The organism is Vibrio sp. CB1-14 (assembly GCF_040412085.2).
GTDB lineage: Bacteria > Pseudomonadota > Gammaproteobacteria > Enterobacterales > Vibrionaceae > Vibrio > Vibrio chaetopteri.
In genome coordinates, this window is sequence record NZ_CP115921.1 from 1,226,624 (window position 1) to 1,242,455 (window position 15,832).

15 protein-coding genes are annotated in these 15,832 nt (G+C 45.7%); 8 read left to right on the forward strand and 7 right to left on the reverse strand.

Annotated elements, in window-relative coordinates:
- Positions 1 to 101 precede the first annotated feature (101 nt).
- From PG915_RS21350 to PG915_RS21365, 4 genes are all read left to right on the forward strand, one after another.
- Positions 102 to 899, forward strand: a complete 798-nt coding sequence (locus PG915_RS21350) for a hypothetical protein (RefSeq protein ID WP_353499004.1) — start codon at positions 102 to 104, stop codon at positions 897 to 899.
- A complete protein-coding gene (locus tag PG915_RS21355) occupies positions 892 to 1,623 on the forward strand; it encodes a hypothetical protein (protein ID WP_353499005.1) in 732 nt (243 codons plus the stop codon). The genes PG915_RS21350 and PG915_RS21355 overlap by 8 nt, the downstream gene beginning before the upstream one ends.
- 219 nt (positions 1,624 to 1,842) lie before the next feature.
- The gene (locus tag PG915_RS21360) at positions 1,843 to 2,625 is read left to right on the forward strand and encodes a hypothetical protein (protein ID WP_353499006.1); all 783 of its coding nucleotides are present in this window, start codon (positions 1,843 to 1,845) and stop codon (positions 2,623 to 2,625) included.
- Positions 2,622 to 3,407: a hypothetical protein gene (locus tag PG915_RS21365; protein ID WP_353499007.1), complete on the forward strand. Its 786-nt coding sequence runs from the start codon at positions 2,622 to 2,624 to the stop codon at positions 3,405 to 3,407. Before PG915_RS21360 ends, PG915_RS21365 begins: the two co-directional genes overlap by 4 nt.
- Here PG915_RS21365 and PG915_RS21370 read toward each other — a convergent pair.
- The 4 genes from PG915_RS21370 to PG915_RS21385 all read right to left on the reverse strand — a co-directional run bounded on the left by PG915_RS21370 (position 3,394) and on the right by PG915_RS21385 (position 6,793).
- Positions 3,394 to 4,350, reverse strand: a complete 957-nt coding sequence (locus PG915_RS21370; RefSeq protein WP_353499008.1) for a LacI family DNA-binding transcriptional regulator — start codon at positions 4,348 to 4,350, stop codon at positions 3,394 to 3,396. The genes PG915_RS21365 and PG915_RS21370 overlap by 14 nt on opposite strands.
- Before the next feature lie 271 nt (positions 4,351 to 4,621).
- The gene (gene chbA / locus PG915_RS21375) at positions 4,622 to 4,930 is read right to left on the reverse strand and encodes a PTS N,N'-diacetylchitobiose transporter subunit IIA (RefSeq protein ID WP_031496580.1); all 309 of its coding nucleotides are present in this window, start codon (positions 4,928 to 4,930) and stop codon (positions 4,622 to 4,624) included.
- Between the two features lie 147 nt (positions 4,931 to 5,077).
- On the reverse strand, positions 5,078 to 6,406 hold the full coding sequence (locus PG915_RS21380; protein ID WP_353499009.1) for a PTS sugar transporter subunit IIC: 1,329 nt from the start codon (positions 6,404 to 6,406) through the stop codon (positions 5,078 to 5,080).
- Positions 6,407 to 6,487: 81 nt separating this feature from the next.
- Entirely contained in the window at positions 6,488 to 6,793 is a 306-nt protein-coding gene (locus PG915_RS21385) for a PTS sugar transporter subunit IIB (protein ID WP_353499010.1), read from the reverse strand.
- A 365-nt stretch (positions 6,794 to 7,158) separates the two neighbouring features.
- Between PG915_RS21385 and PG915_RS21390 the strand changes: the two genes are divergently transcribed.
- The gene (locus PG915_RS21390; RefSeq protein WP_353499011.1) at positions 7,159 to 8,481 is read left to right on the forward strand and encodes a PTS sugar transporter subunit IIC; all 1,323 of its coding nucleotides are present in this window, start codon (positions 7,159 to 7,161) and stop codon (positions 8,479 to 8,481) included.
- A 29-nt stretch (positions 8,482 to 8,510) separates the two neighbouring features.
- Here the strand turns inward: PG915_RS21390 and PG915_RS21395 are convergent, their stop codons facing one another.
- From PG915_RS21395 to PG915_RS21405, 3 genes are all read right to left on the reverse strand, one after another.
- Positions 8,511 to 9,398, reverse strand: a complete 888-nt coding sequence (locus PG915_RS21395) for a DMT family transporter (RefSeq protein WP_353499012.1) — start codon at positions 9,396 to 9,398, stop codon at positions 8,511 to 8,513.
- A gap of 29 nt (positions 9,399 to 9,427) precedes the next feature.
- The gene (locus PG915_RS21400; protein ID WP_353499013.1) at positions 9,428 to 10,045 is read right to left on the reverse strand and encodes a PolC-type DNA polymerase III; all 618 of its coding nucleotides are present in this window, start codon (positions 10,043 to 10,045) and stop codon (positions 9,428 to 9,430) included.
- Between the two features lie 139 nt (positions 10,046 to 10,184).
- Positions 10,185 to 11,609, reverse strand: coding sequence for a glycoside hydrolase family 1 protein (locus tag PG915_RS21405; protein ID WP_353499014.1), 1,425 nt, complete (start codon positions 11,607 to 11,609; stop codon positions 10,185 to 10,187).
- Positions 11,610 to 11,845: 236 nt separating this feature from the next.
- Between PG915_RS21405 and PG915_RS21410 the strand changes: the two genes are divergently transcribed.
- The 3 genes from PG915_RS21410 to PG915_RS21420 all read left to right on the forward strand — a co-directional run bounded on the left by PG915_RS21410 (position 11,846) and on the right by PG915_RS21420 (position 15,528).
- Positions 11,846 to 12,562: a GntR family transcriptional regulator gene (locus tag PG915_RS21410; RefSeq protein ID WP_353499015.1), complete on the forward strand. Its 717-nt coding sequence runs from the start codon at positions 11,846 to 11,848 to the stop codon at positions 12,560 to 12,562.
- Positions 12,563 to 12,665: 103 nt separating this feature from the next.
- Positions 12,666 to 14,204: a glutamate synthase-related protein gene (locus PG915_RS21415; RefSeq protein ID WP_353499016.1), complete on the forward strand. Its 1,539-nt coding sequence runs from the start codon at positions 12,666 to 12,668 to the stop codon at positions 14,202 to 14,204.
- A gap of 157 nt (positions 14,205 to 14,361) precedes the next feature.
- Positions 14,362 to 15,528: a MerR family transcriptional regulator gene (locus PG915_RS21420; protein WP_353499017.1), complete on the forward strand. Its 1,167-nt coding sequence runs from the start codon at positions 14,362 to 14,364 to the stop codon at positions 15,526 to 15,528.
- Positions 15,529 to 15,832: the final 304 nt, after the last annotated feature.

A 15,832-nucleotide genomic window follows, 5' to 3' on the forward strand; every position in this document is an offset into this window, starting at 1 on the left:
CACTGAGACAGCTCTCTCAAAAGGTTGAGTTAGATTAAAGACATAGCTTCGAAGTGGTGATTATTATTCGCCAGTTCTATGGTTGTGAGTAGTTTTATTGCATGTTCCCCAAGCGCACTTGGCAAAATCTGATCTTCATCTTTCTCTATACGCTGCTTATTGGTTGTGTTTATCAAGTACTCACGTTTCGTCAGGAGCTGAGCAGCAGCGCTGAGCAAATTCTTAGCAAAGTTGAGTTTCAACTATCAAAGATCGAAAGAGAGTTGAGAGCCGTTTATCAACCGACGGATTGCAGCACTGAAGCGCAAAAGGTTCTGGCTCATCATGTGTTTCGAAGCATAGGCTTACGTGGACTCGCGGTTGGAACAGTGCAAAGCGGCGATGAGGAATCTTTTATCGCTTGTAGTAATTTTGGTCAGCACAAAGCTGCGGTTACGTCGACATTTTGGGATGCTAGATACAGCCGAGATGTGGCGTTTGCCAAAATCAAGCAGATTGAGTATCGACGCGATCCCTCCTATGCCTTAGCGATTATCAAAGACAATACCATTGTCCTCGGTGCTATTAACCCGCGCATTATTCTTGGCTGGTGGATTGAACCATTTTTCCCGGAGACCAAGGCTGTCCTGTCTTTTAGTAATGGTGAAGCGTTGTTGTCTCGTGGTATCGATATTGCCGATGGTGATGGCATTGAAATGACGACCGATTCCGAGCGCTACCCAATACAGATTCGTGTGACGCAACCTATTACTGTGCTTTGGGGTAAGCTTTTAACCTTTATCGAGCGGCTAACGCTCGGCGGAGTATTGGTATTTGGTAGCCTGTTGCTGTTTGACGTTTATCGTCGTAGCACACGCAGAGAAAACCCTGAGCAAGACTTTGAGGTGAGTCATGATTAAGTGGCTGGTGGTGATGTCGCTATCGGCATTGGTGAGCCTAGTTGGTGCCTATTTCAGAATTACACATGAATTGGAGACGAGTGCGATCGGCGCAACAGCAAGGGTGGATAGGGAGATAAAGAGTATTCTCAATGTTATCGACATGCTGCCAAGCGATCCCAATTGTGGTGATGAAGTGAAGCGAGAGTACGCCAATATTGCACATGAAAACGAGCGTATTCGTGCGGTGGGTTATATCTATGACACGGGCGAACAATGGCATGTTTGTAGCATGCTCGGGCGCCAACTTTCTAAGCTTAATTACTGGCAAGGCAGCAAAAAAGAGGGGGTGTTTATTGGACACTCATTGTTGACAGTACACTTCCCAGAAACTTCGTTTGTTGTATCCAAAGATAAAGGGAAGCAGAAAGCCTTCGCTTACGTCAATCCAAGAAGAGTGCTTGGTTACTGGATTGAACCAAGCCTTCATTATGCAAATTACAGCCTGACGTTGGACTCGGACTGCGTGCCTTTTTACACACGTTCACCTTTGAGAATGCAAAGCATGTTGCTACAAACGGCGCATTCTAAGCACCATCCTTATTCCATTCAAGCGACGGCTTCGTTTGTCGATGTGTTGAAACGTAGTGGGATTTATTGGTTGCGCGTGATGTGTATAGTGGGTTTGGTTTGGATCAGTTATCGGCTGCTTAAAGGCTCTCTTCTTCAAGTGGTTGAAAAATAGCGAGTGCCATGTCGTATAAATACTTAGACTAAATGAGAATATTCCGTGATGGTTGTTTTACGTAATATTTATACAGTGTATATGTGGTTTTTATTTCATTTTAATTTTGAATGACGTCTCGCAATATATATAAACAATGTTTAGAAATTTGAGGTGGGATAAGGTTCGTATAAATTTGATGCTGTATAACAGTGAGGAAATTCAGCGCAAATTTATTCAATGCAATTAAAACAGTCCTTCACCAATATTTTCTATATTTTTCTCTACACGCTGCTGATTGGCTGTGTGTATCAGTTCTTTACGTTTCGCGAACAGGCTCATCAAGAAGCACAGCAAGTGCTAAGTGGTGTCGAGCGTCAGCTTACCCAAATCCAGTCAGAGCTGCATGTATTGTCTAACTATCTGTTTCCTTTAGCAGAGTGCGATAAATCGATGCAGACAGAGCTTGGTCATACGGTTTTTCGCAGCGTTTCAATGCGCGGCCTTTTTGTTGGTACCAAGCAACCAGATCTTTATCAATTTTGCAGCAACCTAGGACCTACGAATCAGCCGCTGGATAATTCGTTTTGGAATGAAGCTCGAAAAGGGGATATTGGCTTTGCCAAGTTGCGCTCACCCACTCATGACGGTAATACTTCTTACGCGCTAGCACTTTATCGAGATGATAACGTCGCTATTGCAACGATTAACCCCACGGCGATATTGGGATGGTGGGTACAAGAAGCGCCTCAGGAAACTCATCGGATCCTTCACTTCTCAAACGACGAAACGCCACTTTTGCAGAAAAATAGCGCTTCATTTGGGGATTACAAAGCCACCAAAGAGTCGCTATTGTTTCCTATTTCGATTTCACTCTATAAAGATACTGCTCTATACAGGCAAGGAATCGTCACCTTTATCGTAAGGTTGTTGGTGGTGTTCGGAATGGTAGTGGGTGCCATTGCAATGATTGGCTTTCGTAAAAAGCAGGTGCAGCCTGAGAAGGTGCAGGAGCAAAAATGAGAGTTGTCATCTATTCACTGTTGCTAACGGTACTGCTCAGTGTTTTGAGTTATATCTTTGCAACCGCCACCATTAAACAAGACATCGCCAACGAACTTGAGGCCAGTTTGACAAGCATCGATAGTAGGATTGAATCGACGCTGAATTTGGTGGTGTCTCTACCCAAGCATGAAGGGTGCGAATCAGAACATCGCCGATTCTACAATCGAAAGGCGTATATCGAAGAGGAAGTTCGAGCGCTCGGCTATGTAAGAAACCACACAACGGGCTGGTATGCGTGCAGCTTGTTTGGAGAAGTGTCATCAAACAAAAGCTATTGGGCTGGCAATACCAGTGAACAAGGTGTGTTTATTGGTTGGTCTCTGCTTACGACATACTTCCCGGAGCCATCGTTTGTTGTTGCTCAGCAGGTAGGAGAAACCGAGTATTTTGCTTATATAAATCCGCGCAGAATGTTGGGACACTGGTTAGAGAGCCCGCTTCGCGATTACTTTTATCAGGTGTATTTATTGGGAGAGTCACTGCCGCGTTATTCAAGTGAACACGTCAATATCGATAACAGTTTTTGGTCTACTTTTGTTCTTAGCCATCGTGTTGTATCGCCACAATACCCTTATGAGTTAAAGGTATCGGTATCACGCAGTGCAGTATTGCTGAGAACGGCGACCTATACGTTAAGAATGCTATTGGCCTTTGGCGTCATTTGGTGGCTTCTCATCGTTGTAAGACGAGCATTAAAGCCCGTTGTCCAACACCATTCTAGCTATGCTAACGACGATTGATAACCGATTCACGAGTGACGAGTCGGCCAGTAATTAGAGGCTTGTGCGACATCGGTTTGTCTTCCAGAATTGCGTCTAACTTCTCCATAGCCATATCGACGATCTGCTGTGAAGGGTAGCTGATGCAGGTGAGGGGAGGATTGAGCTGGCTTGCCAATTGTGAATCTTCCAGTGACACGATCGAAACTTCTTGAGGTGTCGCCAAATTGAAATCTCTGAACAGGTTCATTGCTACAGCAGCTTGGCTGTCACGCATCACTACTAAGGCCGTAAACGGGTGGTAGCTGTTTAATAGCGACATAATTGCTTGCTCATTGTTGCCATTTGCTGTCACGATAAGCTGTCTGTTGACTGGCATTGCCGAGTTTTGTAGCGATGTTTTATAGCCTTCGAGCACTTGTGTCGATGCGTAACTTTCATCGTCTACTACAATGGCTATGCTTGCGTGACCTTTGCTCGATAAGAAGCGGCACGCACTCTCTGCTGCAAATTTGTAATCGTATCCGATAGCATGCTCAGCGCTCGCTAAACTATCGATGGCAATGACGTTGTCGTTAGCTAAGGATTGAATCGTGCCACCGAGTGAGATGATGGCGTCACAGTGTCTTTGATTAAGTTCTTCCACCATACGAACTTGCTCGTCTGCGGTTTCTGCAAATTGAACCAGCATGTGTTTGCCTTTCGCTTTCAGTGATTTTGCAAGCAGAGGTAGGTAAGTAGACACTTGTCCAGCGTCGCTAGAGGAAAGGATAACGCCAATATAATCGGAGCGTTGATTTGCCAGTGTTTGTGCAGCGGCATTTGGGCGGTAGTTAAGTTCTTCGGCGGCGCGTAATACAGCCTCACGACTCTCTGGCTTAACACCACGGCTGCCGCTCATCACGCGAGAAACGGTCGCTTTCGATACGTTTGCTAGCAGAGAGACATCGGTGATAGTAGCCATGACAACAACCTTAATAGATTCATAGAGTTTCTAGAACTGGGAAACCGTTTCCCAAGATTTCCGTTATTGTACTCTTTCAGAGGTAGTGATCCAAGTCTGATGAGAGGATATAAGGTGAGAAAAAAAGCAGCTCAGCGTAAGGAGCACGACTGGGCTTTTACGACTAAGCTGCTACGACCAAAGATATTGAAAACGCTCCTATAAGACGCTTTCATGCCTGACTCGCCCCGTGAATGGTCGAAAAAACTGAAAAAAGTAAAGTGAGACCGAATTACTTAGCGGTACGCTTGTGTAGTTCAATCATTTCCGCGACTAACTCTTTCGCAAGCATGGAAGTCATTAGGTGATCTTGTGCGTGAACCATCACTAGCGTCATCTTCATTTTGCCCGTGCCTTCGTCGGCTTCAATAAGCTGGGTCTGAACTAAGTGAGCTTGGTTTGCAAACTCTTGCGCTTCTTTCATCAAGCCTTCAGCCTCTTCAAACTCGCCGTTTTTAGCATGGCGAAGTGCTTCATAACACAGGCTGCGAGACTGACCCGCATTGATGATGATGCCCATCACTTGTTCTTCTAGATCCATAGTTTCCATTTTGCTTACCTCTTAAATTCTTAAATGGAGCCTACCGAAAGGTAGACAGTGTCGCCCCACGCTCAACCCCAATTAAGACTAGGGGGCGACTTTTTTATTATTTGTTTCAACAGTGTCTGATAGCTCAGAACTGGATGATTATGCTGTTACTGGCTGACCTGCCGCTTCCTGTTGCTTTTTCTCGTCCGCTGCTTCTTGCTCAAGAAGTTGTTTCTCATAAGCTTTTAGGAATGGTAGGTACATCATTGCTGACATAGCCATACAGATGAAGCACATGATGACAGGACTGAATGCCCAGTTAGCTGCCCACGATGCACCGATAGGTCCTGGTGTTGTCCAAGGCGTTAGAGAAACCACACGCTCAACTAGACCCCAGTCAAGAGCAAACCAACCTAGAGTCGCGTTCACCATTGGTACCAAGATGAATGGCAGGAAGAACACAGGGTTCATGATGATTGGCGCACCAAATAGAATTGGCTCGTTGATGTTAAATAGGCCTGGTACGGTACCCATCTTACCAATGGTACGCAGGTGAACGGCTTTACTACGAAGTAGTAGGAACGCAAGTGGAAGTGTTGAACCTACGCCACCAATAAGTAGGTAGTGATCCCAGAAACCTTGAACGAAGATGTGCGGAATGGCTTCACCTGCTGCCATTGCTGCTTGGTTAACTGATAGGTTCGCCATCCAGAATGGGTTCATGATACCTGTCACGATTAGTGCGCCATGGATACCAGCAAACCAAAGAATCTGACAAACGAGTACCGCTAGTAGAACTGCTGGTAGGGTGTCAGAGGCAGAAACAAGCGGCTGAACGAGAGCCATGATTGCTTCTGGGATGATCATGCCAGTTTGCGCTTCGATGAACAGGTTCAGAGGGTGAAGCGTGATGATGATTGCCAGCACAGGGATCAGGATTTCAAATGAACGCGCAACACCTGTTGGTACTTCAGGTGGAAGTTTAATAGTGATGTTGTTGCGCTTCAGGAATGCGTAAACTTCAGTAGAGTACAACGCCGTCATGATCGCCGTGAAGATACCCTGACCAGAGAAGTATTGCATTGACAGCATGCCGTCTTGAACTGGCGCTGCAACAAGCAAGAAGCTCATTAGTGATAGCAAACCTGTCGTAACAGGATCAAGATCGTGATGGCGAGCCAAGCTTGACGCTATCCCCACCGATATGAATATGGTCATGATCCCCATACTCAAGTTGAATGGCAGTATAAGCTGCTCACGATATGTCTCAGAAAAATCTAGCCATGCGCGTGCAAATCCCCAAGTTGTTTCCGCAGAAAACGGAGGGAAGATAAACACCAGCATGAAAGAACCAACAATCATAAAAGGTAGTGCAGCAATGAAGCCGTCACGTATAGAAGTGATGTATTTTTGTTGACCAATTTTACCAGCAATAGGGGTGACCTTTTGCTCGATAACATTGACCATTTTGTCGTACATAGCGCCCATGTCGTTACTCTCGTTAAGATAAAAGTTAAGAAACGCTCGGCGTCGAAAATTGACTAAGGGGGGACGCCGAGCAAAAACAGGTTAGCCGATAAGTTCTAGTGCAAAATCAAGCACTTTATCGCCTTTCTGCATGCCGTAATCCATCATGTTGATTGGCTCAACTTTGATGCCGTGAGCATCTGCTTTCTTTTGGAAATCCGCTTGCATGTATTTCACTTGAGGACCAAGAAGAACAACCTCGTAGTTACCTACTTGAACGTCGAACTCACTTGCGCCAAATGCTTTGATTTGAGCCTCGATACCGCGTTCTTGCGCAGACGCTTCCATTTTCTTAACCAGTAGAGAGGTAGACATACCAGCAGAGCAGCAAAGCATAATTTTTTTCATTTTTTCTTCTCCAGAATCTCGAATTCCTAATCAATATGCCCTTAAGGAAATAATTTGGAAACCGGTTTCCAAATTATTTCCGTTTAAGTGTGAAAACGATCACTGGAAACCAGAGTTATGGCGAAAAATTCGTGACACAGTTAACGAATGATCTTGACCTGGGAAACCCAGCGCTGCAAATGGCGCTGATGACCTTAAATTCAGCATTAGAAATGGCTGAGTAGTAGGTGAATCGTGATCTAAATTCGGAATTTAGCGAGTGATGGGGTAAAAAACGTGGTGGAGACGGCAGATTTGGATAATCGGTTTCCGAGAGTCAGTGTATTCGGGTATCCTGACGCGGATCCATATAGCCGGTAGAGTAAATGAACCAATCCATTATGAGACTGTGTGCCAATCAGGTAGAGCAGTTCATGAATCCTGTAGCAAAATTGCTGATGCGCAGTCAGCACCTTATGGCTATGCGTGATGGTTTCCAGTTGGCAATGCCTTTCATTTTTGTCGGCTGTATGTTTGTCCCGATTATCTTTCCTCCGTTTGCCGATTCCGAGTCTTGGATGTCGATGGCTTGGATGGACTTATCTCTGGCGTTAAGACCCATCTTGCTGCCAACTTATCAACTGACACTGGGCGTCGTAGGGCTTATCGTTTCTTTTGGCGTTTCGGCCAGCCTCGCGAAGAGCTATCAGTTGCCAGAGCGACTGTCTGGATTGACGGGGTGTATGGCGTTTCTCATGCTGGCCGGATTCTATATCGATGGGCAAGAAGATGCTCGCTACTTAGGTGGTGCCGGTCTGTTTACTGCGCTTATCGCGAGTCTGTATTCAATAGAAGTCGTTAGGTTCTTTATCCGTATGGGCTGGTACATCAAGATGCCAGAAGACGTGCCTATCTTAACGATTCAAAGTTTTAAGCTCATCGTGCCGATCTTTGCTGTGATGATCAGTATTTCGACATTCAATGTTTTTCTTGATGCTCAGTTCGGAGTGCATTTCCCTCAATTGATAGAAGAGCTGTTTCGTCCGTTGGTACTGGCCTCAGACAGTCTCGCTGCGGTTTTGATTTCGATACTGATTTGTCAGCTTCTTTGGTTTATGGGGATTCATGGTGCACTGATCATTACCGGAATTATGAATCCATTCTGGATGTCTAACCTACTCGAGAACCAAACTGCGTTGGAAGCTGGCGGTCAGGTACTCCCTCATATCTACCTACCTGCTTTTTGGGACTTTTTTGTCCTTATCGGCGGGGTAGGTTCAACATTGCCTTTGGTCTATCTTGCGATTAAAAGCCGTTCAAAACAGTTGAAGTCGGTGGGTAAGGTTGGCGCTATTCCCGCGATATTTAATATTAACGAGCCAATATTGTTCGGCTTCCCAATTATTATGAACCCGCTTTTTCTTGTGCCGTTTATTTTTGTCCCAATGCTCAATGCTACGATTGCATGGTTCTTAACGTCGGCGGAGATATTGGATCGCGTGGTATTAATGATTCCATGGTCGGTGCCCGCCCCAATAGGTGCTGCGTGGGCTGCCAATGGTAGCTACATGAACGCTCTAATGGTGGTGTTTGCTATGGTGAATTCTTACTTTATCTATCTGCCTTTCTTCAGAACTCATGAGAAAATCTTGGTAGAGCAAGAAGAAGAGCGCGCCAAACGAATGCAGCAAGTACAAGCGGCTCAGTAGCTACGTGTACCCGCTGTTATTGATGCGTTTTATTTAGAAGCGACTCGTTTACCGAAGGTATTGACGAGAGCCCCTATCACAATGAGTGAGCCACCAATGTAGGTCCAAACAGTGGGGACTTCATTGAACAACGCCAAACCTAGCAAAATAGAGAACACAATCTGGACATAGGAGTATGCCGAAGCTTTACCCGCTGCTTGGGTTTGCATTGCTTTGGTTAAACCTAGTTGACCTATTTGTGTGAAGACGCCCACCAGCACCAACATCATAGTGAGATACCAATCTGGCATCACGAAATCGTCGCCAATTAATAGAATTGAGACTGGCAATGCGACCAATGGGAAATAGAAAATGATCACTGAGCTGTCTTCAGTTTGGCTTAGCTTTCTAACGATAACGTAAGCGATAGAGCTGCCAAATGCGCCAAGGAGCGCAATACCCACACTAAATAACGGCAGTGACTCCGCGGTATTGCTGCCTAATGTTGGCCCCACCATAAACGTTAAGCCGAAAATACTCAGCACGATACAAATGATGGTCGACTTCTGAATACTTTCTTTTAGAAACCAGAACGCAAGTAGGGCGGTGAAAATAGGGTGGATATACTGGAGTATTGTTGCTTCGGCTAGAGGTAGCGTTGTCACTGCGTAGTACACACAAATCAAAGCCAGTGAGCCGACGATACCGCGCAATAGCAGCAAAGGCCTATTGTGCCCCCACACAGAAATACCTTTCCTTTTGACATCTAGGTAGCTTAGCACCAGTGAAACCAATGCACGCGCTGCTACGATTTCAAATACGGGAATACCATAAGTGCTCACGTATTTCACACAGGCCGACATCAGCGCAAAGCCAAGCGCTGATAACACCATGTAGCGAACGCCGACAGGGACGATGGAGTCAAAAGTTGTGGTCATAGTCGTCTCTTTAATAGGTTGAAGTCGTGCTATTTGTGTTTGGTTAAGAATTTCCCAACTGATGCTTTTGGTTGCTTGGCGAGCTTTTGCATCAACTCAAAACTTGGTTGTGCAATTGCGTGATTCTCGGTAAGAGAGTTCACAAGAAGCAACCAGAGTGACGCTGTCACTTCGGCGTCAGCTAATGCGCGGTGAAATACACCATCGTTAGCAATGTTATGGTAAGCCACCAGATCACCCAATTTGTGTGAATTTGCTTCTTGGTTTAATCGGCGAGAAACCAAAAGTGAACAAGCAAACTCTCCACCATAACCTTTACCAATTAGATCCAGTTCTGCATCTAGAAAACGCTTATCGAAAGAAGCGTTGTGAGCCACTAGATTGGCATCGCCAATAAAATCGACGAACTCACTCATCACTTCGTCACAGCTTGGTGCGTGGCTAAGCATATTGTTGGTGATGCCTGTGTAGCCCTCGATGAAGCTGCTGACTCGAAAACCTGGATTCATCAATGATTGAAAGCGATCAACCACTTGGCCATTTTCCAGTTTCACGGCACCAATTTCGATAGCGCGATCGCCTTGGTTCGGTGATAAGCCCGTAGTCTCAAAGTCGAGTACGATAGCGGAAGTGGCGGGTGCGGTCATAGTGAAATCTCACGAAAAAGTAGGGAGGCAGAGTCTAGCTTGAACGCGTCATGAAGGAAACCTTCCAAGCACTGTTTTTGGTTAAAGACTGCTTGCATCAAAAAGAAAAGGTCCAGATAAACTGGACCTTTTAAGATGGTTAATCGAGGTTCTCACCGTTAGTTTCTATGACTCTTTGATACCAATAGAAGCTATCTTTCTTGTAACGTTTGAGGTCTTTTTCGCTTTCTTCATCGCGGTCAACGTAAACGAAGCCATAACGTTTCGCATAACCATTTAGCCAACTGAATAGATCTTGATAAGACCAAGTGCAGTAGCCGATCACTTCACAGCCATCTTCGATAGCATCGTTAATCGCTTCAACGTGCGCTTTTAAGAATGAGATACGATAGTCATCGTGCACTCGACCATCTTCAGTCAATGTGTCGTACGCGCCTAAACCATTTTCACTGATAAGGATCGGTAGGTTGTAGCGAGACGTGATGCGGCGAAGTGCGACGCGCAGGCCTTCAGGATCGATCGCCCAGTTCCAATCCGTCATTTTTAGGTGCTCGTTATCAGCGCGAACATAGTAATCATCGGTAGGGATGCGAGCGACATCAGAGACGACAGATACTTGCGCGGCATTTCCGGTTTGTGCTGTTTGTTCGCGGTTTTCAGGTGCGACAAACGTGGCAGACTGATAATAGTTTAGACCCATGAAATCGCAGATACCGGCTTTAAGCAGTTCTTTATCGCCTTCTTGGAAATCGATGTGGATGCCTAGACGCTCTAGCAGTTTTAGACCAATCTTTGGATAGGCGCCTTTTGCGTAGACATCCATCCAGAGCAGATCTTGTATTTCTTGTGCGTTTTCAGCGGCAATCACATCCTCAGGAGAGGCGGTTTTTGCGTATGTCGGGCTGTACGCAAAGCTCGCCCCAATTTGACCCTTGATACCCATCTCTTTGAATCGCTTCACAGCATTTGCATTAGCTAGGCTTGCGATATGGTTGGCATTGATAAAGCGTTGGTAATCAGAAACTTTTGGTGGATGGATCTTTTGAACGTACCCTAGGCTTGTGAAAATATTCTGCTCATTCATGCAAACCCAGTACGGCACTTTGTCACCATACTCGCTGAATAAGACTTCGCAATAACGGGTAAAGTCCGTCAGAATTTCACGACTTTCCCAGCCTTGATATTCGTCTTGCAGTGCTTGTGGAAGATCCCAGTGGTAGATAGTTAGGATCGGTGTGATACCACATTCGATCAGTTTATTGATAACGTTATGGTAGAACTCTACGCCTTTCGGGTTTACCGTGCGGCCATCTGGCATGATTCGAGTCCAAGCGACAGAGAAGCGATAGGCCTTTAGTCCCATCTCTCGCATCAGTTCGATGTCTTCTTCATATTTATGGTAGAAGTCGATCGCCACTTCACCTGTTGTATCTTTAAACGTATTGCCCGGAACACGTGAGTACACATCCCAAATCGAATCGCCTTTACCATCTAGATTTGCTGCGCCTTCGATTTGATAGGCTGCGGATGCGCTGCCCCATAAGAAGTTCTCTTGAAATGCCATAGCTACTCCGATTAACCCTTTTTCATGTATTTGTTTTCTGCGTTCGATATTATTAAAACCATATGGTTTTAAAAGTTAAATTGATTATAAATGAGAGGTTGATCTGCTTTGGTGGTGATGTTGTTGGTTTTTAGGACACTAAACCATATTGTTTAATGGTTTGCCTTGTGCGTTGAATCATTAGACAGTAATCTCACATCAAATGAGAGTTGGCGTAGTAAAGGGATCAGGCGAGAATGGTGAAATATCAGGGCATTTACAACGAAATGAAGGCCAGGATTTTAGCGGGCGAATATTCACCATCGGGTAAGCTTCCCGATGGAAAATCGTTGGCGAATGAATTTCAGTGTAGTGAGATAACGCTTAAGAAAGCCCTAGACTACTTGGTTAAAGAAGGTTTAGTCGTGCGTAAGCGTGGGGCGGGTTCGTTTGTTAAGCAGCCTTCAAGTCCAGTATCTGATTCACATCTACTGGGCACCAAAAAAAGAGCAGAAGAGAAAGGTAAGTCGGTCAAAACGCGCGTGGTTAAGTTTGTCAAAGTGAATGCCGATAAGGCTATCGCCGATAAACTGAAATGCCAGATAGGTGAACCAGTCTACGACATTACTCGTGTCCGTGTGCTTGATGGTGTGCCAACTATTATTGAGTACATCTACTTGTCCGCTAACATCATTCCTCGTTTAGCGATCGAGGATGTTAAAGCATCCATCTATGGTTATATCACTGGTAAGCTCGGCCTTACGATACATAGCGCTAATCTTAAAATCACCATCGCTAATGCGACCATAGCGGAGGCGGAGCACCTCAGTCTGCCTGTTGGAGACAATATAGTGAGTGTCGCTCAGAATGCTTACTTGGATAACGGCCAAATTTTTGAATACTCCGTCGCTAAGCACACTTGCGACACGTTCGAGTTCTCAACAACTTACGTCAAGAGCGAAACGCAGCTGTAACGTTTTGAATCACAGCTAGATAAGAGCGCATGAGCGGTTGATTTTTGACCTATGCTTATCCTGACAACCTTCATTAGAAAGCGTTGAATATAAGGAAAGCACGATGAGCAAACCCATAATCGCTGGCAACACACCTATCAAGGTCGAAGTGAAAACAGGGCAAGACTATTATTTTTGTACCTGTGGACGCTCGAAAAACCAACCCTTTTGTGACGGCTCCCATGCAGGAACAGACTTCAAACCAAAAAGCTTTTCTGTCTACAAAGACGGAGATGCCTTTTTATGTCGATGCAAACACACCGCCAATCCTCCTTATTGCGATGGCAGCCACAAACAGTTTTCAAACGAACAAGTAGGTACTGAAGGGCCGGGTGTCACCGCTAAAGCAAATGACGCCCCAGTCGCTACCCAAACTAAAGAGGAGCCTACCGTTGAGTTTATTCATCAGCTCGCGCGCGAAGGACTATCAAAGCTTGGGCATCATGGCCCCATGACCTCGATGGGTGTACCACGACATCTATTACCTCATTGGGATGATCTGCAAGTCATGGTGGCTCAAATGGCGACAAAACCCTTGTTGGAAGATGCGGTGGTGGGTACAGAGCTTGTGATTGGTCCGCAAGCCAAAAAGCCGCTTAAGCTTAATATTCCCTTATTCGTATCTGACATGAGCTTTGGCGCGCTATCTGAGGAAGCAAAGGTTTCGTTGGCAACGGGTGCTGAGCTAGCAGGAACGGGTATTTGTTCAGGGGAGGGAGGCATGCTTCCTGAAGAGCAAGCTGCCAACTCGCGCTACTTTTACGAGCTTGCCAGTGCTGGCTTTGGTTACGATGAGGACAAGCTCAAATCAGTGCAAGCTTTTCACTTCAAAGGTGGGCAGGGTGCGAAAACGGGTACTGGCGGGCATCTTCCAGGTAACAAGAATATAGGCAAAATATCTCAAGTTCGCGGCATCCCCGAAGGCGAGCCAGCCATCTCGCCCCCGACCTTTAAAGATCTCAATAGCGCTGAAGACTTCAAAGCATTTGCAGACCGAGTACGAGAAGTCACAGGAGGCATACCAATCGGTTTTAAACTGAGTGCGAACCATATTGAAGAAGACATTCAGTTCGCCCTAGATGCCAGCGCGGATTACATCATTTTAGATGGGCGAGGCGGCGGTACTGGTGCTGCACCAGAAATGTTTCGTGATCACATCAGTGTGCCAACCATTCCTGCTCTAGCGAGAGCGCGGCGATATCTAGATGAGCAAGGGATGAGTGGCAAAGTGACGCTCATCATAACTGGTGGGCTGCGCGTCCCAATGGATTTTGTGAAAGCGATGGCGCTGGGTGCCGATGGGGTCGCAATATCAAATAGTGCCATGCAATCAATAGGCTGTGTAGCGGCGAGAATGTGTAATACCAATAATTGCCCAGCCGGGATCGCCACTCAAAAAGCCGACTTGCGCCAAAGATTGAATGTAGACAAAGCGTCAAACCAACTTAAGAACTTTTTTGAAGCCTCGGTTACACTCATGCAAGTGATGGCAAGAGCATGTGGGCATCATGATTTGAGTCAGTTCAACCGTAACGATTTAACGACTTGGGATCGTGATATGGCACATTTGTCTGGCGTGAAGTACTCGGGGTATGAACACTAGCGGCTGATATGCACTGAATAATGAAGTCGTAGTTCAAGCTTTAGTAGTTAGGATGCCGCGGCCACTTTGGCCGCGGTGTTTTTTTGTAATTTCTCGCTGACCTGTCTATAGCTTTATAGTTTAAAGTTCATAACCATCAATCACCGAGGGCGATAGTGTGTATCGAATATCTGAGCTGGCAGCCGAAGTTGGGTTGTCACGAACGGCGCTGCTTTACTACGAGAAACAGAAGCTAATTTGTGGCAAAAGGTTGGCTAACGGCTACCGAGTCTACAGCGATAAAGATTTACAACGAGTCCGATTGATACAGCAATTGCAAGCGGGTGGATTAACACTAAGAGAATGCAAAGCATGTCTAGAAGCTAAAGTCGATAGAGCGCTGCTGCAAAGCCGTTTGCATACGCTTGAACAAGAGATTGAGCACAAGCAGAAGTCGCGCGATTTATTGGCGGCAATGCTGGGTGAGGGAGACCTAAAAGCGTGGCACGAAGGATTGGATAAACTCGCACCCGATGCTCATTTAGATTGGTTGATTAAGCAGGGCTTTAGTGAAAAAGATGCCCTGCGACTGAAATGGTTATCAAAAAATATGAACGAACACGAAATTTACATGGCTGACTTTATGACGGTTTTTGAAACGCTTGAGCGTTGGGGGCCGGGAAGTGAGCAGGAAACACGAAAAGCACTCAACGCAGTACCAAAAGCGCCGAAACAGCTTCTTGAAGTTGGCTGTGGTAAAGGCTTGGCAACCAAAGTACTAGCAGAAAACAGCAATGCAAACATCACTGCAATCGATAATGAGCAGTCTGCGCTGGATCGACTTAATGAGCGCTTCGAAGCGCTTGGCTTATCCAAAAGGCTAATTACTGTCGCTGCAAGCATGACAGATCTACCGTTTGAACAGAAAAGCTTCGACCTTATCTGGGCAGAAGGCAGTGCCTACATCATGGGTGTTGAGAAAGCCCTAACACAATGGAAGCCTCTTTTAGCCGACAACGGATATATCATGTTGAGTGACATGGTTTGGAAGACACCGACACCAAGTGAAGCGTCTGTTGAGTTTTGGAATCAAGAATATCCAGATATCCAGCAGGTAGAAACTCGTCTTGAGCAGATGAAAAAGGCGGGTTACCTCGTTGTTGACCACTTTCCGATGAGCCGTGAAGCTTGGATGAACTACTATGGACCGCTTGGTGAACGTGTCAAAGAGCTTGAACCAGATATGTCTGAAAAAGCAGCATGGAAAGACATTAAGCATGAGGTAGAGATCTGCACTCAATTTGCTGACGAGTTTGGCTACCACATGTTCATTGTTCAAGCGTAAAAACAGTAAGGTTGTTGGTCAACGATAGGGCCGTCGGAGGGCAATATAGATTGTTATGAAAGGAGCTTCTTTCAAGCTCCTAATAACGGTATGGACATTAAAGTCTGACCCTTTTTAGGCGCTTTGCTAGCAGCAACGCTATAAGAGATGACAAAATAGATTGAGCAGTTTTTGAAACGCTTTTGGACATAAACAATCTAGTTTGTTTTGCTTCTAACGTACCTCATATAGCCGTCGTCCTCACGAAAGTGAGGATCTCCAACCACGTGTAACCAATTAAAAAAATTCGACTAAGTCACGTAAT

What these genes read in the sequence shown, in the direction of transcription:
- PG915_RS21390 (WP_353499011.1), top strand. Translation starts at nt 7,159, where the DNA reads ATGAACCAATCCATTATGAGACTGTGTGCCAATCAGGTAGAGCAGTTC.
- PG915_RS21400 (WP_353499013.1), bottom strand. Translation starts at nt 10,045, where the DNA reads ATGACCGCACCCGCCACTTCCGCTATCGTACTCGACTTTGAGACTACG.
- chbA (WP_031496580.1), bottom strand. Translation starts at nt 4,930, where the DNA reads ATGGATCTAGAAGAACAAGTGATGGGCATCATCATCAATGCGGGTCAG.
- PG915_RS21370 (WP_353499008.1), bottom strand. Translation starts at nt 4,350, where the DNA reads ATGGCTACTATCACCGATGTCTCTCTGCTAGCAAACGTATCGAAAGCG.
- PG915_RS21385 (WP_353499010.1), bottom strand. Translation starts at nt 6,793, where the DNA reads ATGAAAAAAATTATGCTTTGCTGCTCTGCTGGTATGTCTACCTCTCTA.
- PG915_RS21380 (WP_353499009.1), bottom strand. Translation starts at nt 6,406, where the DNA reads ATGGGCGCTATGTACGACAAAATGGTCAATGTTATCGAGCAAAAGGTC.
- PG915_RS21360 (WP_353499006.1), top strand. Translation starts at nt 1,843, where the DNA reads ATGCAATTAAAACAGTCCTTCACCAATATTTTCTATATTTTTCTCTAC.
- PG915_RS21350 (WP_353499004.1), top strand. Translation starts at nt 102, where the DNA reads ATGTTCCCCAAGCGCACTTGGCAAAATCTGATCTTCATCTTTCTCTAT.
- PG915_RS21355 (WP_353499005.1), top strand. Translation starts at nt 892, where the DNA reads ATGATTAAGTGGCTGGTGGTGATGTCGCTATCGGCATTGGTGAGCCTA.
- PG915_RS21395 (WP_353499012.1), bottom strand. Translation starts at nt 9,398, where the DNA reads ATGACCACAACTTTTGACTCCATCGTCCCTGTCGGCGTTCGCTACATG.
- PG915_RS21410 (WP_353499015.1), top strand. Translation starts at nt 11,846, where the DNA reads ATGGTGAAATATCAGGGCATTTACAACGAAATGAAGGCCAGGATTTTA.
- PG915_RS21405 (WP_353499014.1), bottom strand. Translation starts at nt 11,609, where the DNA reads ATGGCATTTCAAGAGAACTTCTTATGGGGCAGCGCATCCGCAGCCTAT.
- PG915_RS21415 (WP_353499016.1), top strand. Translation starts at nt 12,666, where the DNA reads ATGAGCAAACCCATAATCGCTGGCAACACACCTATCAAGGTCGAAGTG.
- PG915_RS21365 (WP_353499007.1), top strand. Translation starts at nt 2,622, where the DNA reads ATGAGAGTTGTCATCTATTCACTGTTGCTAACGGTACTGCTCAGTGTT.